The 24,896-nt window shown below is 74.6% G+C and carries 20 protein-coding genes; 6 read left to right on the top strand and 14 right to left on the bottom strand.

Going from position 1 to position 24,896, the window contains the following annotated elements; genetic code table 11:
- Nucleotides 1-18 precede the first annotated feature (18 nt).
- Nucleotides 19-1,185 (top strand): ROK family transcriptional regulator, encoded by a 1,167-nt coding sequence (locus BM339_RS34195; protein WP_075023549.1) that lies wholly within the window; start codon nt 19-21, stop codon nt 1,183-1,185.
- A gap of 548 nt (nt 1,186-1,733) precedes the next feature.
- Here BM339_RS34195 and BM339_RS34190 read toward each other — a convergent pair.
- Genes BM339_RS34190 through BM339_RS34180 form a run of 3 tightly spaced genes read right to left on the bottom strand, consistent with a single transcriptional unit; the run spans nt 1,734 to nt 4,138 of the window.
- Nucleotides 1,734-2,141, bottom strand: coding sequence for a cupin domain-containing protein (locus BM339_RS34190; protein ID WP_021598831.1), 408 nt, complete (start codon nt 2,139-2,141; stop codon nt 1,734-1,736).
- Nucleotides 2,142-2,963, bottom strand: coding sequence for a phosphoenolpyruvate hydrolase family protein (locus tag BM339_RS34185; RefSeq protein WP_075023548.1), 822 nt, complete (start codon nt 2,961-2,963; stop codon nt 2,142-2,144). It lies immediately after the preceding gene.
- Nucleotides 2,960-4,138: a Tm-1-like ATP-binding domain-containing protein gene (locus tag BM339_RS34180; protein ID WP_420883414.1), complete on the bottom strand. Its 1,179-nt coding sequence runs from the start codon at nt 4,136-4,138 to the stop codon at nt 2,960-2,962. The genes BM339_RS34185 and BM339_RS34180 overlap by 4 nt, the downstream gene beginning before the upstream one ends.
- Before the next feature lie 234 nt (nt 4,139-4,372).
- Here BM339_RS34180 and BM339_RS34175 point away from each other — a divergent pair, with 234 nt between their 5' ends.
- Nucleotides 4,373-5,104: a hypothetical protein gene (locus BM339_RS34175; RefSeq protein WP_075023546.1), complete on the top strand. Its 732-nt coding sequence runs from the start codon at nt 4,373-4,375 to the stop codon at nt 5,102-5,104.
- Nucleotides 5,105-5,131: 27 nt separating this feature from the next.
- Here the strand turns inward: BM339_RS34175 and BM339_RS34170 are convergent, their stop codons facing one another.
- From BM339_RS34170 to BM339_RS34145, 6 genes are all read right to left on the bottom strand, one after another.
- Nucleotides 5,132-5,890 (bottom strand): hypothetical protein, encoded by a 759-nt coding sequence (locus BM339_RS34170; RefSeq protein WP_075023545.1) that lies wholly within the window; start codon nt 5,888-5,890, stop codon nt 5,132-5,134.
- Between the two features lie 87 nt (nt 5,891-5,977).
- A complete protein-coding gene (locus BM339_RS34165) occupies nt 5,978-6,670 on the bottom strand; it encodes an ABC transporter ATP-binding protein (protein WP_075023544.1) in 693 nt (230 codons plus the stop codon).
- The gene (locus BM339_RS52370) at nt 6,667-7,581 is read right to left on the bottom strand and encodes an ABC transporter ATP-binding protein (RefSeq protein ID WP_021598824.1); all 915 of its coding nucleotides are present in this window, start codon (nt 7,579-7,581) and stop codon (nt 6,667-6,669) included. The genes BM339_RS34165 and BM339_RS52370 overlap by 4 nt, the downstream gene beginning before the upstream one ends.
- Nucleotides 7,578-10,151 (bottom strand): CRISPR-associated protein Cas5, encoded by a 2,574-nt coding sequence (cas5, locus tag BM339_RS34155; protein WP_075023543.1) that lies wholly within the window; start codon nt 10,149-10,151, stop codon nt 7,578-7,580. Before cas5 ends, BM339_RS52370 begins: the two co-directional genes overlap by 4 nt.
- Nucleotides 10,148-13,492, bottom strand: a complete 3,345-nt coding sequence (locus BM339_RS34150) for an ABC transporter permease (protein ID WP_143118719.1) — start codon at nt 13,490-13,492, stop codon at nt 10,148-10,150. The genes cas5 and BM339_RS34150 overlap by 4 nt, the downstream gene beginning before the upstream one ends.
- 89 nt (nt 13,493-13,581) lie before the next feature.
- Nucleotides 13,582-16,785 (bottom strand): AfsR/SARP family transcriptional regulator, encoded by a 3,204-nt coding sequence (locus BM339_RS34145; RefSeq protein ID WP_075023541.1) that lies wholly within the window; start codon nt 16,783-16,785, stop codon nt 13,582-13,584.
- 116 nt (nt 16,786-16,901) lie between these two features.
- Here BM339_RS34145 and BM339_RS34140 point away from each other — a divergent pair, with 116 nt between their 5' ends.
- Nucleotides 16,902-17,462, top strand: a complete 561-nt coding sequence (locus BM339_RS34140) for a dihydrofolate reductase family protein (protein WP_021595117.1) — start codon at nt 16,902-16,904, stop codon at nt 17,460-17,462.
- A gap of 23 nt (nt 17,463-17,485) precedes the next feature.
- On the opposite strand, the gene BM339_RS34135 is transcribed toward BM339_RS34140, so the two are convergent.
- Both BM339_RS34135 and BM339_RS34130 read right to left on the bottom strand, forming a co-directional pair.
- Nucleotides 17,486-18,388, bottom strand: coding sequence for a helix-turn-helix domain-containing protein (locus BM339_RS34135; protein ID WP_244938726.1), 903 nt, complete (start codon nt 18,386-18,388; stop codon nt 17,486-17,488).
- Nucleotides 18,385-19,209 (bottom strand): SAM-dependent methyltransferase, encoded by an 825-nt coding sequence (locus BM339_RS34130; RefSeq protein ID WP_021595115.1) that lies wholly within the window; start codon nt 19,207-19,209, stop codon nt 18,385-18,387. The genes BM339_RS34135 and BM339_RS34130 overlap by 4 nt, the downstream gene beginning before the upstream one ends.
- 255 nt (nt 19,210-19,464) lie before the next feature.
- Between BM339_RS34130 and BM339_RS34125 the strand changes: the two genes are divergently transcribed.
- Nucleotides 19,465-19,827: a YciI family protein gene (locus tag BM339_RS34125; protein WP_235206380.1), complete on the top strand. Its 363-nt coding sequence runs from the start codon at nt 19,465-19,467 to the stop codon at nt 19,825-19,827.
- A 50-nt stretch (nt 19,828-19,877) separates the two neighbouring features.
- Nucleotides 19,878-21,158 carry an RNA polymerase sigma factor gene (locus tag BM339_RS34120; protein WP_337959939.1) on the top strand — a complete coding sequence of 427 codons (1,281 nt, stop codon included), beginning with the start codon at nt 19,878-19,880 and terminating at the stop codon, nt 21,156-21,158.
- On the opposite strand, the gene BM339_RS34115 is transcribed toward BM339_RS34120, so the two are convergent.
- Nucleotides 21,130-21,330, bottom strand: coding sequence for a hypothetical protein (locus tag BM339_RS34115; RefSeq protein ID WP_075023539.1), 201 nt, complete (start codon nt 21,328-21,330; stop codon nt 21,130-21,132). The two genes, BM339_RS34120 and BM339_RS34115, sit on opposite strands and share 29 nt — an antisense overlap.
- Before the next feature lie 39 nt (nt 21,331-21,369).
- Here BM339_RS34115 and BM339_RS34110 point away from each other — a divergent pair, with 39 nt between their 5' ends.
- Entirely contained in the window at nt 21,370-22,320 is a 951-nt protein-coding gene (locus BM339_RS34110; RefSeq protein ID WP_075023538.1) for a threonine/serine dehydratase, read from the top strand.
- A 35-nt stretch (nt 22,321-22,355) separates the two neighbouring features.
- On the opposite strand, the gene BM339_RS34105 is transcribed toward BM339_RS34110, so the two are convergent.
- Together BM339_RS34105 and BM339_RS34100 are read right to left on the bottom strand one after the other, a co-directional pair.
- Complete coding sequence (locus tag BM339_RS34105) at nt 22,356-23,684, bottom strand: serine hydrolase domain-containing protein (protein ID WP_075023537.1); 1,329 nt, start codon at nt 23,682-23,684, stop codon at nt 22,356-22,358.
- Nucleotides 23,685-23,816: 132 nt separating this feature from the next.
- Nucleotides 23,817-24,815: an RNA polymerase sigma factor gene (locus BM339_RS34100; RefSeq protein WP_372506681.1), complete on the bottom strand. Its 999-nt coding sequence runs from the start codon at nt 24,813-24,815 to the stop codon at nt 23,817-23,819.
- Nucleotides 24,816-24,896 lie beyond the last annotated feature (81 nt).

Below are 24,896 nucleotides of genomic sequence, written 5' to 3'. Positions count from 1 at the left end.
AAGCGCCAGGATGTCACCATGCAGAAGACCGCGCACTCCGCACGCGCCCTGCGCAGCCAGGGGGCGCTGGCCGTGCTCCGGTACGTCCACGCACACCCGTCCGCGACACGCGCGGACGCGGCACGCGCGCTGGGGTTGAGCAGCGGATCGGCCACGGAGATCACCGGCCGGCTCAAGGCGTCCCGGCTGGTCGACGAGAGCACGTCCACCCGAACCGGCGGACGCGGCCGCCCCTCCCCCGCGCTCACCGCCCATCCGGACGGCCCGCTGGTGTGCGTGGCCGACATCAGCCACGAGCGCTGGCGCGTGGCCTGCGTGGAACTCGGCGGCCGCGTCATCACGGAGGAGGCGGGCCGCCATTCCGGCTCCCTCGCGGTCCTCGGAACGCTCGGCGAGCAGGTATCGGCCTTGCACGCCCGCTTCGGACGGCGGCTCCGTGCGGTGTCCGCGTGCGTGGCCGGGACGGTCAGCGGGACGACGGTCGTCCAGGCGTCCGGCATGGGGTGGCGCGACGTCGCCCTGGAGCCGCTCGAACTCGCCGGAGTCCCCCTGCTCGTCGGCAACGACGCCTCGCTCGCCGGGCTGGCCGAGGCCAGGCGCGGCGCGGGCACCGGGGCGCGGGTCGTCCTGCACCTCACCGTCGAGGTCGGCGTCGGCGGCATCCTCGTCGTGGACGGGCGCCCGGTGGACGGCGCGACCGGCGCGGGCGGCGAGTTCGGCCACATGCCGTTCGGCGATCCCGCGCGCGAATGCCCGTGCGGCGCCCGCGGCTGCTGGGACCTGGAGGTCGACGGCCGCGCCATGGCCCGGACGCTCGGCCGCCCCGCGCCCCGCGACCCCCGCACGACGGCCGAGCAGATCATCGCCGCCGCTGCTGCCGACCCGAAGTCCCGCACGGCCGTCGCCGCAGCCGCGCACGCGCTCGGACGCGGCATCGGCGCCCTCGTCAACGGCCTCGACCCCGACGTGGTCACCCTCTCCGGCCTCGCGACCGACCTCGCCGAGACGGCGCCCGTGGCCCTCGAAACCGGCTACAACGCCGCCCTCATGCGCTACCGCCGGGCGACACCACCCCCCGTCCGCCCGACAGCCTTGGGCGCCCTGGGCCCCGTGACCGGCGCCGCCGACGCCGCATTCGACAACATCCTCACCGAAGACGGCCTCGCCGCCTGGTCAAACACCTAGAGTCCCGCCCCCCGCCCACATGTCGCCGACCCGACGGGTTCACGCCCGGCCTGCATGCCAAACCCGCTGGACTGGCTGCGTGCCGCATTCCCGCCCGGTCTCGGCGCCGCGTGGAGGCGACGCCGCCTGACCTCAACGCCGCCCGGTCTCGGCGCCGCCTGGCCTCGGCGCCGCCCGGTCTCAACGCCGCCTGACCTCAACGCCGCCCGGTCTCGGCGCCACCCGGTCTCGGCGCCGCCTGGCCTCAACGCCGCGTGGTCTCGGCGCCGCCTGGCCTCAACGCCGCGTGGTCTCGGCGCCGCCTGGCCTCAACGCCGCGTGGAGGCGACGCCGCGTGGAGGCGACGCCGCGTGGAGGCGACGCCGCGGGGAGGCGACGCCGCCTGGCCTTAATGCCGCCTGGCCTCGGCGCCGCGGGGAGGCGACGCCGCGGCGCTCTGGGGGTCGAGGAGTGGCCATGCTCGGCCGTCTTATCGTCCGGCTGCGGCACGTGGGCCTCGCCGTCCTTGCCTGCGGGTGAACGCTCGGTCGCCTTGCCGAGGTGGTGGGTTAGGTTTGGTGCCATTCGGGGATGGCGCCGGCGGCGTGGAGGGTGTAGTCCGGGGCGGCTTCCAGGGCCTTTTCCTCGCCGCCGGGGGTGTAGGTGACGATCAGGCGGAGCGGGCGCCAGGTGGTGTTGTAGGTGGAGTGCCAGACGCCCTTCGGGATGTGGACGGCGTCGCCCTCGCCGATCGTGAACGGCTCTCCGTCGTCGACCATCTGGGCGGCCTCGCCGGAGACGACGTAGATGATCTCCTCGGCGTTCGCGTGGTGGTGGCGCGCATGGCCCTGGCCGGGGTTGACGATGACCTCGCCCAGGGTGCTGCCCGCGGCGGGCACGGTGGACGGGGTGACGAACCACTTGATCGACCCCCAGCCGAAGGTCATCGTGGTCACGTCGCCGGGTTTGACCAGCATTCAGAGCTCCAGGTTCTTGAAGGCGGCCACCTGCCGGGTGATGGCGCGCTCGGTGGGCAGCCGCTCGACGGAGGAGGCGCCGAAGAAGCCGGCGACCCCCTCGGTCCGCGACAGGACGTAGGAAGCGTCGTCCGGTTCGGCGATGGGGCCGCCGTGGCAGAGGACGAGGATGTCCGGGCGGACGGCGGACGCGGCGTCGCGCATGGCCTGGACGCGTTCGACCGCCTCGTCCAGCGTCAGGGCGGTGCCGGCGCCGATGCTGCCCTTGGTGGTGAGGCCGACGTGCGGGACGAGGACGTCGGCGCCGGCCTCCGCCATCGCGCGCGCCTGGTCCTCGTCGAACACGTACGGGGCGGTGACGAGGCCGCGCTCGTGGGCGAGCCGCACCATCTCGACCTCCAGGTCGTACCCCATGCCGGTCTCTTCGAGGTTCTGCCGGAACACCCCGTCGTAGAGCCCGACGGTGGGGAAGTTCTGCACGCCGGCGAACCCCATGGCCTTGAGCTGGTCGAGGAAGACGGGCATCACCCGGAACGGGTCGGTGCCGCACACCCCGGCGAGGACGGGCGTGTCCGCCACGACCGGGAGGACCTCGGACGCCATCTCCACCACGATCTGGTTGGCGTCCCCGTACGGCAGGAGCCCGGCGAGCGAGCCGCGCCCGGCCATCCGGTAGCGGCCCGAGTTGTAGATGATGATCAGGTCGACGCCGCCGGCCTCGGCGCACTTGGCCGACAGCCCGGTGCCCGCCCCGGCGCCGATGACGGGCCTGCCCTCCGCGACGGTGTTCCGCAGCCGGTAGAGGACGGTCTCGCGGTTCACTGCGCCTCCTCCGAGATCATCCGGTGCAGCCGGTCGGCCATGGCGCGGCCGAAGGCCGGATCGTTGATGTTCATGTCGAGCCTCTCCGTCTCCACGGCGCCCTCCATGGCGGCGAAGCAGGCCGCGTCCGCCTCCGGATCGTGGAACGGCATCCCGGACGCGTCCAGCGCCGACACGCCGCCGAGCGGGAGGAAGAGCACGGCCGGGCCGGTCGCCGCGGCCAGCTTGGACGCGACCCGCCGTCCCAGTTCGGCCATTTCCTCCAGGGTCGTGCGCATCAGCGTCACGGTCGGGTTGTGGACGTAGAGGTTGCGTCCTTGGAAGCGTTCCGGGACGGTCTCGCGCGGCCCGAAGTTGACCATGTCGAGGGCTCCGGGCGCCACGACCTGCGGGATTCCGTGCTTTCCCGCCGCCGTCAGCCGGTCCGGCCCGGCGGACAGGACGCCGCCGACGAGGTCGTCGGCCAGCTCGGTCGTGGTCAGGTCCAGTACTCCGGCCAGCAGCCCGCTCTCGACGAGTCCTTCGAGCGCACGGCCTCCGGCCCCGGTCGCGTGGAAGACGAGCACCTCGTAGCCGAGTTCGTCCAGCCGTTCGCGGGCCGCGTCCACCGCCGGCGTCGTCACCCCGAACATGGACGCCCCGACGAGGGGACGGTCGTCCTCCGCGCCCGACGGCTCGTACGCCTTCGCCATCCCGGCCGCGGCCGCCGCCGCGTTCCCGAGGATGAGCCGCGACACCCGGTTCACGCCCGCGATGTCGACGACGCTGTACATCAGCGTCACGTCCTTGGCGCCGACGTACGGCGTCACGTCCCCGGACGCCATCGTGGACACGATCAGCTTCGGCAGCCCGATCGGCAGGTCCCGGACGGCCCGCGCCGCGATCGACGATCCACCGCTCCCACCGACCGCGAGGACGGCGTCCACCCGTTCCAGCCCCGCCAGCACGGCCGCCGCGCCCTCCCCCATCGCCGTGACGGCGGCCCCGCGATCCCCCGCGTCCCGCAGCGCCTCCAGCGACGCCCCACCGGCCCGCGCGACCTCCTCCGCGGAGACGTCGGCGGCCACGTCGGACGGCCCGACCCCCGCGTCAACGAGCACGGTGTCGCACCCCAGCTCCCGCACCCGGTCACGCAGCCATGCGTACTCCGCGCCCTTTGTGTCGAGTGTCCCCACGAGCACAACGGTCGCCACAGTGAAACTCCCGTCCCGAGCCGACCTACGGCACGAGATATGCCCCTGCCGATCACCGTCCAACCGGCCCGCGGCGGTCGGCCACGCCATCCACGGCCCTCGGCATCCGGGTCGCCGCGGTCGCCTGGCCGATGCGCTCAGGCGACACGGCGACCACGCGGTGGACCTCGACCGCGGCGTGCGCCACCAAGATCCACCAAATGGGATAATCAGGACATGCGACATTCCGGAAGCTTGGGCGGCACGGTCGCGACCGTGCTCGCTCTGCTCGCTGCCGTCGCCGTTGCGGCGATCACCGCGTACTTCGTCGCGACGGAGGCCCCGGGCGGAACCCGCGCCCTGGACGCCTACAACGCCGCGCCGCGCTGCCCGGCCGAGCCGCCCGCGCCCGCCGAATGCCGCTGGACCCGGGAGTTCACCGTGACGGGCGTCCACAGGACCGCCAAGCGCGGCGAGCTGGATCGCGCGTTCCTGACGGACCCGGACGGCGTCAGGTGGGAGACGTCCTACCCCAACTCAGGTCCCGTCCTGGACGACCTCGGCAAGGGCGACCGGGTCACCGGCACCATCTGGCGCGGACGGCTGACGGAGATCGCGGCGAACGGGGACACCCAGGACACCTCCGTCGCCCCGGCCGACATGCGCGCGCGGTTCCTCATCGCCGCGCTGATCGTGGTCCCCCCGGCCCTCCTCGTGGCGGCCGCGTGCGCATGGCGCCTGGCCCGCCGTGGGGACCCGGAAGCGACCCGGGGCTTCGCCGCCATGCTCGGCCTGGCCGTGACCCTGTTCTTCGCGGGCCTCTTCACCCCGCTCCTGGCCAGTGCGGGCGGCGAGAACTTCCCGATCATGGTGGCCGTGTGGCTTCCGCAGGCCGTCGTCCTGACCGCCGTGGCCCGCATCTACGTGACCCGGAAGCACACCCTCACCACCCGCACCGCATCGCCATGACCCTCACCCACCGCGGCCGGGTGCGGCTTACCGGAGAGCGGTCGTGGAGGTGGGCAGGACCACCTGGCCTGTGACGAACTCGCTCCACAGGCCGAACCGCATCGGGGTGCCGGGACGCGCGGAGGTCTCGGCGAAACCGATCGGGCGGCCGTGACGGTGGGTGGTGGCGCCGAAGGCGAGCCTGAACCGTGAGGTGCCGGCGCGGTCCTGGGGCGGGACGGAGGTGGGCGGCAGGATCTCGTCCAGAGTCCACCTGTAGGTGCCCCGGTAGGGGGTGGAGACCCGTTCGAACGTCTGCTTCAGGACGACGTTCGTTTCGGGGAGGACGACGAGAACCCCGGGCAGCGATCCGACCCCGGTGTTGAACACCAGAACCGGCTGCTCGGTCCCGTCGAAGGAGGTGCCGATGCCACTGCCGACCTGGGAGCCCGGCGGGCAGGCGTCCGGGCCGTCTTCGGTGATGACCGTGCGCGCGCACGTCGGGAACGCCTGGGGGTTGAAGGAGATCGCCCGGTCGAAGAGGAAGACGAACCGGCGGGCGCCCGCGGGGACCGTGCCCTCGGCGGTGCGGCTGCGGCGGTCGAAGGCGACCGTCACGCTGCGACCTTCGCCCTTGGTCGCGGTCACCCGGAGCGAGTCGAGGTTGCGCGGTCCCGCCACGTCGGGCTCGAAGGGCCGCTGGGGGCCACCGGGAGCGGGGTCGGGCGGGGTCGTGGCCGCGGCGGCGGGTGCCGCCGCTCCGGCCAGGACCGCGGCCACGAGCCCGGCGCGAAGCACGCGTTTCATCGGACCTCCAAGATCATCGGTGTCGGTGCCGCCAATAGATCAAGGACCGTTGAAAGGCGAGATAAAACCGCTGGCCGTCCCGCGACGTCAGGCGGGGACGGGTGTTTCGGTGATCACGCCGTCCTCCAGGTTCAGGACGCGGTCGGCCTCGGCCAGCAGGGCCTGGTCGTGGGTGGCCACCAGGACGGTCACGCCCTCGCTGGAGACGACCGCGCGGAGCAGGGGCATGATGGCGGCGGCGGTCTCGGAGTCGAGCTGTCCCGTGGGCTCGTCGGCGAGCAGCAGGCGGGGACGGTTGGCGAGGGCGCGGGCGATGGCGACGCGCTGGCGCTGGCCGCCGGAGAGCTCGTAGGGGCGCTGGGCCGCGTGGTCGGCCAGGCCGACGAGACCGAGCAGGACGCGGACGCGTTCGTCGCGTTCCGCCGGCGGCGTGCGGACGAGGCGCAGCGGGACCTCGACGTTCTCGGCGGCCGACAGGACGGGGATCAGGCCGTGCGACTGGAAGACGTACCCGATGTCGTCGCGGCGGAGGGCGAGCAGGTCGTCCTCCGGGAGGGCGCCGACGTCGCGGCTGTCGACGCGGACGGTGCCGCCGTCCGGGCCGTCGAGGCCGCCGATCAGGTTGAGCAGGGTCGTCTTGCCGGAGCCCGAACGGCCCTTGATCGCGACGAGCTCCCCAGCGCCGACGGTGAAGGACGCGCCGCGCAGCGCGGGGACCTCGATCTTTCCGGTGCGGTAGGTCCGGACGAGCCCTTCGACGGCCACCATCGGGTCGGTCATTCTGCTTCCTCCCGGTCGGGCCAGACGCCGACGTGGTCGCTTTCCAGGGCGAGGCGGACGCGGTCGCGCATGTCGAGGGCCGAGGTGAAGGCGGCGGGGAGCTGGACGCGGCCGGCGCGGTCGAGGACGGCGTACTCCTCGGCGGTGCCGCCGCCGCGGCGGACCTCGACGCTGGTGCGGCCGTCCCGGATGCCGACCGTGCGGTCGACGCGCTCGGACACCTGCGTGTCGTGGGTGACCACGACGGTGGTGGTGCCCAGTTCCTCGTTGACGCGGCGGAGGGCGGCGAACACCCCGGCGGCGGTGACGGTGTCGAGCTCGCCGGTGGGCTCGTCGGCCAGCACGACGTGCGGCTCGTTGGCGACGGCGACGGCGATCGCGATGCGCTGCTGCTGGCCGCCGGACAGCTCGTCCGGGCGGCGGGCCGCGCAGTCGCCGACGTCCAGCATGCCGAGCAGCTCGGCGGCGCGGGTGGCGCGGGCCCGCCGCGACCGGCCGGCGAACTTCATGGGCAGCTCGACGTTCTGCGCGGCGGTCAGGTACGGGAGCAGGTTGCGGGACGTCTGCTGCCAGATGAACCCGACCTGCTCGCGCCGGAACCTCAGCCGCTCCCTGGACGCCATGGTGAGCAGGTCGGACCCGGCGACGCGGGCGACGCCGGCGGTCGGCACGTCCAGGCCCGACAGGATGTTCAGCAGCGTCGACTTGCCCGAGCCGGACGCGCCCACGATGGCGACGAGCTCGCCGGGGTCGACGAGCAGGTCGAGGCCCTGGAGCGCGACGACCTCGACGCCGTCGGTCTTGTAGATGCGGACGAGGTTGTCGCAGACGATGTGGGCGCCCTCGCCGTAGACGGGTCCGCGTTCGGCGGCGCGGCGCTCCAGTTCGGCGAGGTCCGGTGTGTCGGTCATGAGTCCCCCGTTCTCAGGACGTTTCCGGGGTCGGTGTCGAAGGCGCGGTCGACGGCGACGGCAGCGGCGGCGGCGGCGAGCAGCAGGGCGGCGAGCAGACCGAGCAGCGCGGAAAGGCCCGGGACGTGTGCGGTGGCGGCGAAGCCGCCGGTGTAGGGGCCGAGGTCGACGACCGGGCCGGTGATGTCGGGCAGGAGCAGGCCGAGCACCCAGCCGGCGCCGACCGCGCACAGCAGGACGGGCGCGATCTCGACGAGCGCGAGGGCCCGGCTCTGCCGCCGGCTGAGCCCGAGGGCGCGCAGGTGCGCGATCGTCCGGCCGCGGGCGCGGGCGCCGACGACGAGGACGAGCAGGACGGCGAGCAGCCCCAGCACGCCGGCGATGAGCGCGCCGCTCTGGAACGTCTCGTGGACGACGGACACCAGCGGCAGCCGCGTCATGTCCCGCAGGACCCGGTCCCGCGTCTGGACGTCGCTTCCGGGGGCCGCCGCGCGGAGTGCCGCGGCGTCCAGGTCGTGCCCGGCGACGAAGACCTGGGACGGGAACCCGGTCGCCCCGGCGACCATGTCGTACGGGACGAGCACGAACGCCGACCCCGTCTCCTGCCCGGGGAAGCGCTCGATCCGCCCGGACGGCGTGACGCGGATCGGGTCCATCCCGGCGCGGCCGAGCGTCACCGCGCCCGGGCCCATGGTGCGGGAGGCCAGCGGCGACGCGAGCACCGAGCCCGAGCCGGGGATGCCGGGCACCTCGGGCGCGAGTCTCCGGTAGGCGTCCAGGTCGACGCCGACGATGGTGATCGGCGCGGGGTCCGAGGCGGCCGAGGCCCGGGCGATGACGCGGACCCGGACCGCGCCCGTCACGCCGGGCACGGCGCGGATGCGGCGCAGGCCCGCGTCGTCCATCGCCGCGGCCTCGACGCGGGCGTCGGCGCCCGTCTCGGCCCAGGACGCGCGCACCTGGCCGTCGCGCAGGGCGGTGTCGACGGTGGCGGCGAAGCCGGCGACGGTCGCGGCCAGCAGCAGGACGACCAGCGGCAGCGCGCCGACGAGGTTCTGCCGGGACGCGCGGGCGATGCCGAGGAACGCGACGGCGCCGCTGCGGCGCCGCAGGAGGGGCCCGGCCGCGCGCAGCAGGGACGGGTAGGCGCGCAGGACGAGCACGCCGAGCGCCGCGCCGAGCAGCACGGGGACGGCGGCGACCAGCGGGTCGGTCCCGGACGTCCCGCCGCGTTCCCGGAGCAGCACGACGCCGATCACCGCGAGCGCCACCAGCAGGACGTCCAGGACGAGCCGCCGCGGGGACGGGCGGGCGGTGACCAGGTCGTCGCGCCGGGTGGTGACCGAGCCGAGCGCGCCGCCGCGCTCCCGCGCCACCATCGCCGCCGGCACGCCGAGCACGGCCGCGAGGAGCAGGACGATCGCGTACACCGACGTGGCCTGCGGCGGCCCGGCGTCCAGAAGCCGTCCGGCCGCGTAGCCGAGCCCGGCGGACGGGACGGCGGCGAGCGCGGTCAGCCCGCAGGCGGGCACCGCGAGCTGGCGCAGCGACGCCCCGCGCGCCCGCATCAGCCCGAGGACCGGGCGGAGCCGCCCGGCGAGCAGCCCGGCGGCGAGGAGCAGCAACCCGGCGGCGACGGCGACGAGGCCGCCGAGGGCGAGGCCGAGGACGGACTGCGCGGTGCGGAGCCGGTCGGTGAACTCCTTCAGCCGGTTGTCCAGCGGGGTGGAGACCTCGCAGGGGAACAGGTCGGCGCGCCCCTCGACGGCGGAGCGGAAGGCGTCCAGGTCGGCGGCCATGCCCTCGGCCTGCGTGGCGCTGACCTGGCCGGCGCGGACCGGGAACCGCCATTCGTAGCTCAGTTTCCGGGTCGGGTCGCGCGTGAGGCGGGCGTAGGCGGCGGCGTCGATCAGCGCGGTTCCCGCGTCGGCCTCGATGGTGGTCTTGGGCAGGAACTCGACGGTCGGGCGCACGAGCCGCTCCCTCGGCGCCCAGAAGGGGTCGCGAGGGTCGACCGGTTCGTACAGGCCGGAGACGCGGACGGTCACGGCGTCGAGGACGATCCGGTCGCCGACCTTGTAGCCGAGCCGTCCGGCGTACTCCTTGGCGATCATCACCGCCATGTCGCCGCTCGTCTGCCCCTGCCGGTTGTAGGCCGGCGTGCCTTCGACGAGGCGGATCCGCCGCCACGCGCCAGGGTCCCAGCCGAGATAGAGCAGCCGGGGCCGCCGGAACGTCCCCTCGACGGTGTTGACGGAGGAGGTGACCGACGACTCCGGCTCGCCGGAGACGTCGCTCAGCGAGCGGGGCAGCCGCTGCTGCCAGGAGATGGCGTTGGCGCCGAGGGCGGCCTCGCTGGGCACGGCGGCGAAGGCGGTGCTGCCGCCCGCCTCCCCGCGCACCCGGATGTCGGCCGCCGGGCCGACGGCGGCGGCCGCGGCGCGGTCGTATCCGGCGGTCGTGCGGGACGGGACGGCGGTGGCGAGCAGCGCGGCCACGAACGTCAGCACGGCCAGCGCGGCGAGCGGCGCCCACTGCGCGCGGGCGAGCCGGGCCCCGGTGCCCCTCATCGGTCCTCCCCCACCCGCAGGCCGGCGCCGGGGTCGCGGCGCCGCAGCGTCCGGACGACGGGCGCGAGGACGAGCCCGAGCACGGCGGCCACGGCCGCGAGCACGCCGAGCACCACGGGCCACTGGACGACGAGGTCGGCGGGCGGGTACGGCTGCGCGGCCTGGACGCTGAGCACGATGTGCGGGACGACGAGCCGCGCCACGACCAGCCCGAGGACCGTCCCGCCGAGCAGCCCCAGCGCGACCAGGTAGGCCTGCTCGATCGCGAGCATCCCCGCGACCTGCCGGGGGTGGACGCCGAGCGCCCGCAGCACGGCGAACTCGCGGTGCCGCTCCCCGGCGGTGACGGCCGCGTTCACCACGAACGCGATGACGGCGAACGCCAGCGCCGCGCCGAAGCCGAGGATGAGGGCGCCCTGGAGGGCCGCGCCGAGCGGGGCGTCGCGGAGCCGGGCGCGGGTCCGGGCGCGGTCGGCGGCGACCTCGCCCCAGCCGGGGTGCCGGGCGAGCTCCCGGACGGCCGGGCCCGTGCGGCCGGCGCGCGCCGACGCCCACCATTCGCGGGGCGTGACGCTGTCGCCGGCCGCGCCGAGCACGGAGATCCGGCTCTGGGTGAGGGTGGGCAGGTCGACCAGGACGCCGGGCCGGCCGGCCGGCACGCTCGGCAGGGCCGGCACGATGCCCATGACCTTGATCGGCTGGTCGCCGTCCACGGTGCTGACGGTGAGGGTGCCGCCGACGCCGGTCCTGGCGCGTCCGGCCATCTCGCCGGTGACCACGCCGGGGACGGCCGGGAGGAGGTCGGTGTTCTGCGCGTCGTGCGACGGCGGGGCGGACGTGCCGAGGACGGCGTGCACGCCCGCGCCGGTCGCGAAGCCGTAGATGCCCCGGTTCGGGTTCGGTGCCGGGGACGCGGGGAGCGCGAACTCGGCTAGCGCGTCCCCCGGGTCCTTGACACTCGGCTTGATCGGGTTCTCGGCGTTCGGGGAGTCGGCGAACGCGTCCCAGCGGGATCCGGCGGGCAGCGCGGCCTGCCCGGTGCCGTCGCCGCGCACGCCGAGCAGCTCCAGGTCGAGGGTGCCGGAGAACGTGTTGTCGTCGTAGAGGTAGTGGACGCTCCGGACGGACAGCGGGTAGGACGGCACGCCGCCGGGCCCGGCCAGCTCCGCGGTGTCGAGGGCGACGGTGTGCTCCTCGCCGTCCGCGTCGATCGAGGGCAGGGTCACCCGCCGCGTCAGCCCGCGCGCGTCCACGACGGTCACCGCGACCCGGTACCCCTTGCCGGGCGGCGGCGTGTACGCGGGCGGGACCTCGGGGACGGGGCCGGTGCGGCGGAGCCGCAGGTCGAACAGCACCCGCCGGGGCCTGCCGGGGACGGTCAGCGCGGGGGCGGCGGGGCGGGCCCTCGCCAGCTCGTCCAGCCGCAGGTCGTCCCGCAGGCCGGGCTGGACGCTCAGCAGCGGCCCGAGCCCTCCGGCGTCGACGCCGAGCAGCGTCGCGGGTTCGGTGCCGAGGTCGGCGTCCGTGCGCAGCACCGGCGACGCGGCCGTGACGCCGGGCAGCCCCGCGAACCGCGCGCCCTGCCCGAGCGGCCCCGGGCCCGCCTCGCGGGTCGAGGCGGACAGCCGCAGGTCGGCGCCGCTCTGGAAGTCGGCCTGATCGGTCTGCGACCGGCGCCAAGTCGCCATCGTCGTCACCGACAGCACCCCGACGGCCATCGCCATGACGAGCAGCAGCACCGGCCCGGTGTACCGGAGCTGGCGCCGGCCGACCTGCCGGGTGCCGAGGACGGGCACGAGCCCGCGGCCCCGGGTGGCGACCCGTTCGGCGGCGCGGGAGACCAGCGGCACCACCCGGAGCAGCAGCACCCCGCCGGCGAGCAGCGCCAGCGCCGGGCCGGACACGATGAACGGGTCGATGCCGGACGTGCCGTCCCCGGCGCCCGCGCCGTCCGCCCCGTACCGGGTGAGCTGCCAGATCGCGAGCCCCGCGACGAGCAGGAGCGCGAGGTCGACGCCCGAGCCGCGCAGGCCGCCGCGCCCCTGCCGCCCGATCCCGGCCTGCGCCTCGACGAACGTGCGGTTCGCGCCGCGCAGCGTCGGGATCGTCAGGACGGCGGCGCAGGCGAGGGCCGTCAGCGCGGACACGATCCACAGCGGCGCGGCGGGCCCGGCGTCCAGCCGCAGCCCGGACGCGTGGACGGCCGGCGCGTGCCCGGCGAGCCGCAGCAGCGGCCGGGCGAGCAGCGGGCCGAGCACCGCGGCGGGCAGCACGATCAGCAGGCCCTCGGCGAGGCCGAGCCGGGCGAGCTGCCGCATCCCGAGGCCGCGGGTGCGCAGCAGCGCGACCTCGCCGCGCCGGTGGTCGGCGAGCAGCCGGGCGACGAGCAGCCACGCGCAGCCCGCCAGCAGGACGAGCTGGAGCACCGGGATGAGCATCGTGGACCGTGCCACCTGGAGGGCGGTGCGCAGCTGGCCGGTCAGCTCGGGCAGGTCCGTCGCGACGCTGAACTGCGCGCCGTCGCCGGCCTCCTTGAAGGTGTCGGCCCCGCCGGCGACGCGGTCGCCGAGGGGGCCGAGGTCGCCGGGCGCGACGCCGCGCAGGTCGGGCATGACGGTGAAGCGGGCCTCGGAGCCGGTCCCGGTGAACCGGTCGGCGAACACCTCGGGGGACGCCACGAACGGCCCGTAGGTCGTGTAGTCGAGCTTCTCGACACCGGTCGTGACGAGCTTGTCGTCCTGCCAGAAGTAGTCCTGCGGGTTCGGGACCTCGAAGAGCCCGACGACGCGCACCTTCACGACCGACTTCTTGTCGACGCGCCCGTGGAGCGTGAGGACGTCGTCCGGCTCGGCGCGCATGGCGCGGGCGGCGGCCACGGGCAGGACGGCCTCGATCTCCCCGGAGCCGGCGCCCTTCCCGGAGCCGGCGCCGGGCCAGCGGCCCTCGGCGAGCCGCGCGTGCCGCTCGATGCCGGTGTAGGTCCCGAAGGCGGTCAGCTCGGGGTGGTCGCTCTCCTCCTGCCCGGGAAGCGTGTAGGAGTCGCTGCGCACGCTCATCGAGACCGCGAGCGGGACGTCCCGGTAGATCTGCTTCAGCGCCCGGTCGACCTGCCCCCGCACCTCGGCGAGCCCGTTCGGGGGGACCTGCGTGCCGAGGGTCGTCCCGACGGACGCGAACGTGGCGTCGGCGAGCGTGCGCCGGAGCCCTTCGCGCGTCACCGACCCGGTGTAGCCGACCAGGGCCGCGAGGACGGTGGTCGCGAACAGCGCGGTCGCGCACGCGGCGAGCACCAGCGTGCGATCGCCGGCCATCCGGCTCAGCACCAGCCCCCGTCGTCCCACGGCGGATCATGATCATTCAAGGGCGGGGGCGCCACAAGGGGGTGTGACGACTTCTTGACCTTTCGCAACCTTCCTGCAATACGGACAAATCACCTATCGTCCGCCCAGACCGAGCGGCCTTCGGGCGGGACGGCCTCCGCGCGGCGCAGGATCTCCCCGGGCTCAAGGGCGGCTCCGGCGGCGAACGCGTCCGCGCCCGCCGCGTCCCCGATCCGCGCGGCGGCCCGGTCGATGTCGTCCTGTTCCACGGGCCCGGCCGGCACGCCGGCCGCCTTCCGGACGGCCGCCGCCTTCCCCAGCGCGATCGCCGCGTCGTCCGCCCGGCCCGCCAGGGACAGCGCTCCGGCCAGGCCCTCCAGGGAGCCCGCCAGGTCGCGCGGGGCCTCCAGCCGGATCGCCACGGCCAGCGCGTCCCGCTGGTAGCGGACGGCGGACACCGCGTCGCCGCGCGCCTCCGCCGCGAACCCGAGCGCGGTCTGGATCATCGGCAGGTACAGCGGCGGGAACTCCTCGGGCGACACCGCCGCCAGCATGGGCCGCAGCCGGTCCTCCGCGTCGTCCGGCCGGCCCTCGCAGCGCGCCGCCAGCCCGAGCCCGAGCTCGGCGAACGTCACGGCCTGCGCGAACCCCTGCTCGACGGCGACCCGGTGCGCCCGCCCGAACAGCCGGCGGGCGGACGCCTGGTCGCGGCGCAGATGGGCGATCCAGCCGCGCCACGCCATCCGCATGGCGACGTCCGGCCACATCCGCAGCTCCTCGGCCATCCGCTGCGCGTCGTGCTGGAGCCGCTCGGCCCGGTCGTAGTCGCCGGTCAGCTCCGCCAGCCCGCCGAGCCACTCCACCGCCTGGAGCCGCCCCCACCGGTCGCCGAGCCCGGTGAACAGGGCCTCGGCCCGCTGTGCGTCGCGCTCCAGCGCGGCCGGGTCGCCGCGGGCGTGGGCGAACATGGCGCGCTGCGCCAGCGCCGCCGCCTCGCCCCAGCGGTCGCCCAGCGCCCGGAAGCCGGCCAGCGCCTCGTCCAGGAGAACGGTGCTCGCCGTGACGTCGTCCACCTCGAACCGGGCGAAGGCCAGGAACCAGCGCGCCCAGGCCTTCAGTTCGGCGTCGCCCGTCGCGTCGGCGAGCCGGAGGGCCTCGTCGCGGCGGGCCGCCCAGTCGCCGGGGACGCCCTTCAGCACGGCCAGCCCCGCCTGCCACGCCAGCGCCCTGGCCCGCGCGGCGGGCGACCCGCCGTCCCGCGCGAGCGCCGCCTCCAGCGACCGCAGCGCCTCGGTCAGCCTGCCGCGCAGGAACCAGTACCACGCGAGCGCGTTGACCAGCCGCAACGCCTCCTCGCCCGGGGCGGCGTCGAGCGCGGCCCGCAGGTTCGGCGACTCGATGTCGAGCCCGCGGAGTTCGGCCGCCTGCTCCGCTCCCCTGAGCCGGGACTCCGCCCGTTCGGCGAGGTCCAGGTAGTAGCGGCGGTGCGCGGCCCGCGCCCGTTCGGCCTCGCCCGCCTCGGCCAGCCGCTCGGCCGCGTACGCGGCGACGGACTCCAGCAGCCGGTACCGGGGGCCCTCGCCGGGGCGCTCCGTCATCACGACCAGCGACCGGTCGACCAGCCGGACCAGCAGGTCGAGGACCTCCTCCTCGGGGACGTCCTCTCCCGCGCACACCGCCTCCGCCGACTCGGCCGCGCAGCCGTCGGCGTGCACCGCCAGCCGCCGCAGCACCGCCCGCTCCGGCCCGGTCAGCAGGTCCCAGCTCCAGTCGATCATCGCGGTGAGCGTCCGCTGCCGGGCCGGGGCGCCGCGGTGCCCGGACGACAGCAGCCGGAACCGGTCGTCGAGCCGCCGGACGAGCCCCTCCACCCCGAGCGTCCGCACCCTGGTCGCGGCCAGTTCCAGCGCGAGCGGGATGCCGTCCAGCCGCCGGCACAGCTCGCCGGCCGGACCGGCCGTCGCCTCGTCCAGCCGGAAGTCCCGCGACGCCGCCTCCGCCCGCGCCGCGAACAGCCGGACCGCGCTCGCCGCGGCCGGATCGTCCCCATCGCCGGGCACGTCCAGCGGCGGGACCGCCCACACCACCTCGCCGGGCAGCCCGAGCGGCTCCCGGCTCGTCGCGAGCACCCGCACGCCCGGCACCCTGCGCAGCAGCAGCTCCGCCAGCCCGGCCGCCTGCTCGACCACGTGCTCGCAGTTGTCCAGGACGAGCAGCAGCCGGCGGGCGCCGAGCGCCGCCGCGAGCCGGTCCAGCGCGGCCTCCGGCGCGCCCGGCGCGTCCCGGATGTCGAGGATCGCCGTGACGACCTCCGCCAGGTCGGGGACCGTCGAGCGCTCGAAGCCCGCCAGCTCCGCCATCCACACGCCGTCGGCGAAGGCGTCCACGAGGCCGCCCGCCGTCTCGATCGCGAGCCGCGTCTTGCCGACCCCGCCCGGCCCGGTCAGCGTGACCAGCCGGTCGGTGCCGATCCGCGCCCGGATCTCCCGGACGGCCCCGTCCCGCCCGATCAGCTCCGTCGGCGGGACGGGCAGGTTCGACCGCCCGCGAGACGGAGCGGGCGCGTCCAGGCCCGGGTCCTGGCGCAGGATCGCCCGCTGGAGGTCGGCGAGCTCGGCCCCGGGATCGAGGCCCAGCTCGTCGGCGAGCAGCGTCCGGTAGCGCTCGTAGCTCTCCAGCGCCTCGTTCTGCCGCCCCGCCCGGTAGAGCGCGCGCATGTGCGCGGCCCTCAGCCGCTCCCGCAGCGGGTGCTCCTCCACCGCGTCGCCGAGGTCGGCCGCCAGCGCCCCGTGCTCGCCCAGGTCGAGCCGGACCTCGGCGTGCTCCTCCAGCGCGGTCAGCCGCAGCTCTTCCAGCCGGGTGACCGCCGCCCGGGTGAACGGCTCGTCCCGGAGGTCGGCGAACGCGGGGCCGCGCCACAGGCCCAGCGCCTCCGCGAACAGCGCCGACTTCTCCTTCGGCTCCTCCGCCCGGCGCGCCGTACCGACCAGATCCTGGAACCTGCGGGCGTCCACCCGCTCGTCGCCCGCCCCGAGCAGGTATCCGGCCGGGCGCGACTCCACCAGCGTCCGGGCGCCCGGCTCCGCGTCCTCCAGCACCCGGCGCAGCTGCGACACCTTCGCCGACAGCGCGCCCATCGGATTGCCGGGCGGCGCGTCTCCCCACAGGTCGTCGACGAGCCGGTCGGCGGGCACCGGACGGCCCTCGTGCACCAGCAGGTCCGCCAGCAGGGCCCGCACCTTCAACCCGGGCACCGGGACGAGCCCGCCCTGGTCGGTCCAGACGGCGAGCGGCCCGAGCACCCCGAAGCGCATGCGGTGACCCTAATGCGCACCGACCAGCGCAGAGAAACCGTAAGGATCCCGTAAACGGTGTCGCGCACAGTGGTCCCGGATCGCGAGACCGCGAACGATCGACCACGGAGGACACCATGCGCAAGATCATCAGCTCGACCTACATCTCGCTCGACGGCGTCATCGAGAACCCGCAGAACTGGACGTCGGCCTACTTCCAGGACGAGGCCGCGGCCTACGCGCAGGAGCTGCTGTTCTCCTGCGGCGCGCTGCTGATGGGCCGGGCGACGTTCGACGGCTTCTCGCAGGCGTGGCCGGCGATGGAGGAGGCCACCGGCGACTTCGGCGTCCGGATGAACACCCTGCCCCACTACGTCGTCTCCGACACCCTGCGCAAGCCCGGCTGGGGGGACACGACCGTCATCCCGCGCGCGGACGCCGTCGCCGAGATCACCAAGCTGAAGGAGCAGGACGGCCAGGACATCCTGCAGTACGGCTTCGGCCCCGTCTCGCGGACGCTCGTCGAGCACGGCCTGCTGGACGAACTGCGCCTGTGGATCCACCCGGTCGTCGTCGGCACCGGCGACCCGGCGGAGCTGCTCACCCGCGAGGACTTCTCCGCGACCTTCGAGCTGGCCGGCACGACGACGTTCGAGACCGGCGTCATCGTCGCGACCTACGTGCCCGCGAAGAAGTAGCCCGCGAAGAAGTAGCCCGCGCGTCAGCGGAGCCGGGACAGGACGTCCCGCAGGATCGCGGCGGTCCGGGCCGGCCGCTCGGCCTGGACCCCGATGCGGTTCATGACGTCCCGGTACCGGGTGATGTCGGACGGCCGGTCGGGGTAGAGGGCGCCGGTGAGCTGCTCCAGGTAGACCACGTCGGGCAGTTCGGGCTCGGCGAACCGCAGCAGCGTCACCGGCCCGCTCTCCGCCGCGTGGCCGCCGGAGGCGAACGGCAGGATCTGCATGGTGATGTGCGGCAGCTCCGCCATCTCGATCAGATGCTCGATCTGGGCGCGCATGACCGCGGTGCCGCCGACCGTCCGGCGCAGCGCCGCCTCGTCCAGGATCGCCCACAGCCGCAGCGGGTCGGCGCGCTCGAAGACGCGGCGGCGGCGCGCCCGCAGCTCGGCCCGGCGGTCGATCTCCTCCTGCGGCGCGTCGGGGTACCGCGCCGCGATCAGGGCGCGGGCGTAGCCGGGGGCCTGCAGCAGCTCGGGGATCTCGTGGACGGCGTAGACGCGGACGAGCACCGCGCCCTGTTCGAGGCCGAGGTACGGCTCGAACCACCCGGGGACGAGGTCGCCGTACTGCTGCCACCATCCCGGTGTGTTTGCGTGTTCGGCCAGTTCCATGAGCGGCTCGCGAAGGTCGGGTTCGGTCACGCCGTAGAGGGTCAGCAGGTCGGCGACGTCGCGCTCCTTGAACCCGACGCGCCCGAGCTCCATCCGGCTGATCTTGGAGTGGGAGCCGCGGATCTCGTAGCCGGCGGCCTCGGTGGAGATGCCGGCGGCCTCCCGGAACCGGCGCAGCTGCGCGCCCACCACCATGCGCAGCACCGTCGGGCCCGCCGTCCGGAGGCCGGGGTCGACGCGGGCGGGTTCGCGGGGTTCGGCGGGGCTCACGAGGCCTTGCGCCCCACGGCGCAGAACTCGTCGACGTCGTCCGGCTCACCGGCCGGCTCCGGCTCGGCGCGCCACCGCGACACCGGCACCACGCCGGGCTCCAGCAGCTCCAGCCCCGCGAAGAAGCCGCCGATCAGCTCGGGCGTGCGCAGGTGGTAGGGAGTGTCGCCGGCGCGGTTCCACAGGTCGATCGCGGTGCGGAACGCCTCGCCGGTGATGACGTCGGTGCCGTCCGCGACCACGAGGTGGCTGCCCGGGGGCAGCCCGCCGAGGAGGCGGCGGACGATGGAGCGCGCCTCGTCGTAGTCCGCGACGTGCCCGAGGATGTTCAGCAGCATCAGCCCGACGGGCCGGTCGAGGTCGAGCGTGCGGGCGGCCTCGGCGAGGATGCGGTCGGGGTCCCGCATGTCGGCGTCGATGTAGTCGGTGGCGCCCTGCCGGGTGCCGGTGAGCAGCGCGCGGGCGTGCGCGAGGACGAGCGGGTCGTTGTCGACGTAGACGATGCGGGCGTCGGGCGCGACGCGCTGCGCCACCTCGTGGGTGTTGTCGACCGTCGGCAGGCCGGTGCCGACGTCCAGGAACTGCCGGACGCCCGCCTCGCCGGCCAGGTACCGGACGACGCGGGAGAGGAAGGTCCGCGAGTGCTTGGCGATGTCGACGATCTGGGGGTAGACGGCGATGAACTCGTCGCCGGCCGCGCGGTCGGCGGGGTAGTTGTCCTTGCCGCCCAGCCAGTAGTTCCAGATGCGCGCGGAGTGCGGCACCGTGCCGTCGATCTCGGGGACGGGCGGAACGCCGGCACCCGGGGCCGGTTCTCCCACGGGACGCCTCCTCGACGCGCAAGAAACCTTCCTTCGGAGAAGAAGTTACTCGGCGGGAGCCCGCTTGCCCACCGGCCCGGCACATCCTGTTCCGTCCTAGTCCGCCCGGGTTTACTGAACTTCTCTGGCAGACACGGTCCTGACCTGGCACGATCCGGTTCCGGCGAAGAAATCCGGAGAAAGTCCGGCCGGAATGTCGATCCGGTCACCCCTTCTTCGACGCGTCAGCGAGAGGCCGGGAGGAGCCCGGCGGACATGAGGAGGCACACGATGCGGTTCCTGATGATGACGACGGACGCCGACGACACCCCGCCGGACGAGAAGATGCAGGCCGAGATGGGCCGGTTCATCGAGGAGATGTCCAAGTCCGGGGTCCTGCTCGCGACCGGCGGGCTGGAGCCGAGGGGCACCTACATCAAGTCGTCCGGCGGGAAGGTCACCGTCACCGACGGCCCGTTCACCGAGGCGAAGGAGAGCGTCGTCGGGTTCGCGCTGGTCGAGGTGCGGTCCCGCGAGGAGGCGATCGAGCTGTCCTCGCGGTTCTACTCGATCGTCGGGGACGGCGAGGGCGTCATCAAGCAGGTCTTCGGGCCGGGCGACCCGTTCCCCGGGGAGTGAGCGCCCGCTGAGCTTGCGCGGCGGCCGGTGCGGGTGCTCTCATCGGCGGCGTGACGGATTCGAGCAGGTCCGACGTGCACGCGCGCGTCGACGCGGTGTGGCGGCTGGAGGCCGCCCGCATCATCGCCGGCCTCGCCCGGATGGTGCACGACGTCGGGCTCGCCGAGGAACTCGCGCAGGACGCGCTGGTCGCCGCGCTCGAACAGTGGCCGGAGTCAGGCGTCCCGGACAACCCGGGCGCCTGGCTCATGGCCGTCGGCAAGCGCCGCGCCATCGACCGGATCCGGCGGCTCCGGCGGCTGGAGAACAGGATCGAGGAGATCGGCCGCGACCTGGAGAGCCGGCCGCCGCCGGAGTTCGACGTGCCGGACGACGAGCACATCGAGGACGACGTGCTGCGGCTGATCTTCACCGCCTGCCACCCGGTCCTGTCCACGCAGGCGCGGGTCGCGCTGACGCTCCGGATGCTCGGCGGCCTCACCACCGACGAGATCGCGCGCGCGTTCCTCGTCTCCGAGCCGACCGTGGCCCAGCGGATCGTCCGGGCGAAGCGGACGCTGTCGGAGGCGGGCGTGCCGTTCGAGGTCCCGGAGGGGCCGGACCGCGCCGCGCGGCTGTCGTCCGTCCTGGAGGTCGTCTACCTGATCTTCAACGAGGGGTACGCGGCCACCGCCGGCGACGCCTGGGTGCGGGCCGACCTGTGCCGGGAGGCGCTGCGCCTCGGCCGCGTCCTCGCCGAGCTGGCCCCCGGCGAGCCGGAGGTGCACGGGCTGGTCGCGCTGATGGAGATCCAGGCGTCGCGGACGCGGGCGCGCACCGGGCCGTCCGGCGAGCCCGTCCCGATCCAGGAGCAGGACCGCGGGCGCTGGGACCGGCTCCTCATCCACCGCGGGTTCGCCGCCCTGCTCCGCGCCAAGGCCATCGGCGAGCCGCCGGGCCCCTACGTCCTCCAGGCCGCGATCGCCGCGAGCCACGCGCAGGCGGCCACCGCCGAGGACACCGACTGGACGCAGATCGCGTCCCTCTACGAGATCCTCGCGACCGTGGCGCCGTCCCCGGTCGTGGAGCTGAACCGCGCGGTCGCGGTCGGCATGGCGCACGGCCCGGAGAAGGGCCTGGAGATCGCCGACTCCCTGGTGGACGAGCCGCCGCTGCGCGACCACCACCTGCTGGCGAGCGTCCGCGGCGACCTGCTCGCCCGCCTCGGCCGGGCGGACGAGGCCCGCGCGCAGTTCGAGCGCGCCGCGGAGCTCACCCGCAACACGCCCGAACGCCGGGTCCTGCTGGACCGCGCCGCCGCCCTCAGTAGGCCTTCGGCCGAAACGAGCTGACGATCTCCCCGAAGTCCTGGAAGTCGACCGCCTGGTCACCGCCGCCTTCACCGCCGCCCGTCGCGGCGTCGCGCCGCGCCTCGACCCGCGCCCGGTTGGTGAGCGCGAGCCGCTGACCGTCCTCGCACCGCTCGCTGACCGCTGGGTCGCCGTACCGTTGGTCATGTCCCAAACTTGGATTGGCTACTGATGCCTCGGAGAGGAACCCCCGGTGATCGCACATTCGGACGTCCAGGCCGCGGCGGACCGCGTCGCGGGCCGCATCCGGCGCACGCCGCTGATCGAGGTCGACCCGGCCCCGCTCGCCCCCGCCGGGCGGACGTGGCTGAAGCTCGAACTGGCGCAGCACACCGGGTCGTTCAAGGCGCGCGGCGCGTTCAACCACATCCTGGCGGCGCGGGACGAGGGCCGGCTGCCCGGCGTCGGCGTCGTCGCGGCCTCGGGCGGCAACGCCGGCCTGGCGTTCGCGTACGCGGCGGCGGAGGTGGGCGTCCCCGCCGAGGTGTTCGTCCCGGAGACCGCGCCCGCGGTGAAGGTCGCCCGGCTGCGCGCGCTCGGCGCCACGGTCGTCCAGGTCGGCACCCGGTACGCCGAGGCGCAGGACGCCGCGACCAAGCGGGCCGCCGACACCGGCGCCCTGTTCTGCCACGCCTACGACCTGCCCGCCGTGTGCGCCGGGCAGGGCACCCTGGGCGCCGAGGTCCTGGAGCAGACCGGCGGCGAGGCCGACACCGTGCTGCTGGCGGTCGGCGGCGGAGGGCTGATGGCGGGCGTCGCCGCCGCCCTCGAAGGGACGGCGCGCGTCGTCGGCGTGGAGCCCGAGACCATCCCGACCCTGGAGCGCGCCCTGCACGCCGGGCGCCCGGTCGACGTGGACGTCTCCGGGATCGCCGCCGACTCCCTCGGCGCCACCCGGCTCGGCGACATCGCGTTCGCCGTCGCGTCCCGCACCGGGGTGCGGCCGGTCCTCGTCACGGACGAGGCGATCATCGAGGCCCGCCGGTTCCTGTGGGCCGAGTACCGGCTGGTCGTCGAGCACGGCACCGCCGCCGCGGTCGCCGCGCTGCGCACCGGCGCCTACCGCCCGGCCCCGGGCGAACGGGTCGTGGTCGTCCTGTGCGGCGCGAACACCGACCCGTCCGACCTCGCCCTCAGCCCGTGAGGTGCCCCTGGGCTCCGCCGGCGGTCAGCGGCGGTTCACCGGGGGGCGCGGAGGGACTGGAGCGGTAGCAGGCGGAGGGGGCGCTCGGCGGCGGTCGAGCGGGTGGCGGCCTGGGTGCCGCAGAGCGCCTCCACCACGTGCGCGCCCAGCGCGTTGTCGATCGGGTGCGGGACGGGCGTGCCGTTCGCGTTGAGCTGCTGGTACTTCATCAGGTTGAGGGCCAGCGAGATCTGCCGCGCGCCACCGGCGGACGACAGCGACTGGGTACCGGCGCCGAAGACGGCGCCGTCGTGGCCCCAGAACGTCCCGCACGGCAGGTCGAGGGAGTACAGCCCGAGCCCGTAGTTCATCAGGAGGTTGCCGTCGGCGTCCTTCACCGGGACGGTCCGCTTCATCTGCGCCAGCGTGTTCGTGCCGATGAGGCCGCCGGTGAGGAGCCTACGGTAGAAGCGGTTGAGGTCGTCCATGGTGGAGACCAGCTCGCCGGCCGTCCAGGCCCAGCTCATGTCGTAGGTGCTGTAGTCACGTGGTGGTTTCACGTGCTGGTACAGCGATTCGTACATACGCGAGTGGGGTCCGGAGATCCACGGCGAGGACGGGAAGTAGGTGTGCTTCAGCCCGGCCTTGGCGATGACGTTCCGGGTGATGTACTTCTCCGCCTTGGTCCCGGTCACCTTCTCCAGGATCCGCCCGGCGATGATGTAGTTGGTGTTGGAGTACGACCAGCGCTCGCCCGGCTCACCGGTTCGCGGCGCCTGGAGTCCCCACTTGACGAGCCGCTCGGGCCGGACGTCGCGGAAGCGGAACTCGTCCAGGCTCGCGGGCGACAGCTCCATGAACGACGGGAACGCCGTGCCGACGTAGTCACCGATGCCGCTGGTGTGGTTGAGGAGCATCCGCACCGTGATCTGCCGGCCGAGCGGCCCCGGAACGAGGTCGGGCGCGTACCAGGCGATCGGAGCGTCGAGGCTGACGCGGCCCCTCTCCACCTGCTGAAGGAGCGCCGTGGCGACGAACGACTTGGTGATGCTGCCGACCCGCTGCCGCATGGTCGAGGTGACCGGGCGGCCGGTGTCGACGTCCGCGACGCCGGACGCTCCGTCCCACGAGGTGTTGCCGTCCCGGGCCTCGGAGAAGATCCCGTACATGCCCGCGTCGTGGGTGGCGTCCAGCGTCGCGCGCAGCTTCGCCGGGTCGAACGGCATCGTCGACGCGCCGGGCCGCGCGGTGGCGACCGGACCGGGCGCCGCCGTCGCGGGCGCCTGTGCCAGGGCGAGGGTCAGCGCCAGTGCGCCGCCGGCCGCGGCTCCCCGCACCGCACGGGTGCCCGTGAGCCGCCCCAGCCGTCCCGACCGCCTCGCCATCGTCTCCCCACCCGCCGGATACTCGAGAGATCATCCACTCTCTCACCCCGGCGGGGGAAAATCCGTCCGCAACCACGAAAAAGCGGTGAGCATCACCCGGGGGCGACACGGGTGCCGCCCCCTGGGTGACGGTCAGCTGAGCAGGTCGGCGAGGGTCTCCCTGCGGGACGGGTGGCGCAGCTTGTGCATGCCCTTCGACTCGATCTGCCGGATGCGCTCGCGCGTCACCCCGTAGACCTTGCCGACCTCCTCAAGGGTCTTGGGCTCGCCGCCGGACAGCCCGAACCGCAGCGAGATCACGCCCGCCTCGCGCTCGGTGAGCGTCTCCAGGACGGCGTCGAGGCGCCCGCGCAGCATCGAGGACGCGACGACGTCGGCGGGGTCGCCGCCGTCCGGGTCCTCGATGACGTCGCCGAGCTCGCCGTCGCCGTCCTCGCCGAGCGGGGTGTGCAGGGACAGCGGCTCCCGGGACTGCCGGCGCAGCCAGTCGACCTTCTCCGGCGTGACGTCCAGCTCGGCGGCCAGCTCCTGCGAGGTCGGCTCGCGGCCGAGGTCCTGCATCATCCGCCGCCGCACCCGCGTCATCCGGTTCAGCACCTCCACGACGTGCACGGGGATGCGGATCGTCCGGCTCTGGTCGGCGAGGGCGCGGCTGATCGCCTGCTTGATCCACCAGACGGCGTAGGTGGAGAACTTCAGGCCGCGGCGGTACTCGAACTTCTCCACGGCGCGGATCAACCCGAGGTTGCCCTCCTGGACGAGGTCGTTCAGCGGCAGGCCGTGGCCCATGTAGCGCTTGGCCAGTGAAACGACGAGGCGGAGGTTCGCCTCGACCATGTGCTCCTTGGCACGGCGCCCGTCGGCGGCGATCCACTCCAGGTCCTGCTTGTCCTGGAGGCTCAGCTCGTCGCCGAGGGTTTCGAGACGCTCTCGGGCGAACAGACCGGCCTCGATGCGCTTGGCCAGGTCGACCTCCTGCTCGGCGGTGAGCAGTGCGGTGCGCCCGATGCGGGAGAGGTAGTCCTTCATCGGGTCGACGAGGGTCACGGTGGCGCGGGGGGACGCGCTCGGCGCGTGGCTGGCGTTCAGGGCGGTGTCCTTTGCTCGTCCTGCCGGGAGGGAACGGGTCACCCGATCTCGGTACCCGCCTGCCCTGCGACATAAACTTAGAATGGACCTAGAAGTATGTCAACTATAAATTTAGGTCGAGCT

Source organism: Actinomadura madurae (assembly GCF_900115095.1).
Classification (GTDB): Bacteria; Actinomycetota; Actinomycetes; order Streptosporangiales; family Streptosporangiaceae; genus Spirillospora; species Spirillospora madurae.
Note: the sequence above shows the minus strand (reverse complement) of the source record. Positions and strands in the feature narration are given on the sequence as shown.

Bases quoted from the DNA above. Each gene is read 5' to 3' on its own strand.
- BM339_RS34195 (WP_075023549.1), top strand. From the start codon at position 19: ATGCAGAAGACCGCGCACTCCGCACGCGCCCTGCGCAGCCAGGGGGCG.
- BM339_RS34190 (WP_021598831.1), bottom strand. From the start codon at position 2,141: ATGCTGGTCAAACCCGGCGACGTGACCACGATGACCTTCGGCTGGGGG.
- BM339_RS34175 (WP_075023546.1), top strand. From the start codon at position 4,373: ATGCGACATTCCGGAAGCTTGGGCGGCACGGTCGCGACCGTGCTCGCT.
- BM339_RS34170 (WP_075023545.1), bottom strand. From the start codon at position 5,890: ATGAAACGCGTGCTTCGCGCCGGGCTCGTGGCCGCGGTCCTGGCCGGA.
- BM339_RS34165 (WP_075023544.1), bottom strand. From the start codon at position 6,670: ATGACCGACCCGATGGTGGCCGTCGAAGGGCTCGTCCGGACCTACCGC.
- BM339_RS52370 (WP_021598824.1), bottom strand. From the start codon at position 7,581: ATGACCGACACACCGGACCTCGCCGAACTGGAGCGCCGCGCCGCCGAA.
- cas5 (WP_075023543.1), bottom strand. From the start codon at position 10,151: ATGAGGGGCACCGGGGCCCGGCTCGCCCGCGCGCAGTGGGCGCCGCTC.
- BM339_RS34145 (WP_075023541.1), bottom strand. From the start codon at position 16,785: ATGCGCTTCGGGGTGCTCGGGCCGCTCGCCGTCTGGACCGACCAGGGC.
- BM339_RS34140 (WP_021595117.1), top strand. From the start codon at position 16,902: ATGCGCAAGATCATCAGCTCGACCTACATCTCGCTCGACGGCGTCATC.
- BM339_RS34125 (WP_235206380.1), top strand. From the start codon at position 19,465: ATGAGGAGGCACACGATGCGGTTCCTGATGATGACGACGGACGCCGAC.
- BM339_RS34105 (WP_075023537.1), bottom strand. From the start codon at position 23,684: ATGGCGAGGCGGTCGGGACGGCTGGGGCGGCTCACGGGCACCCGTGCG.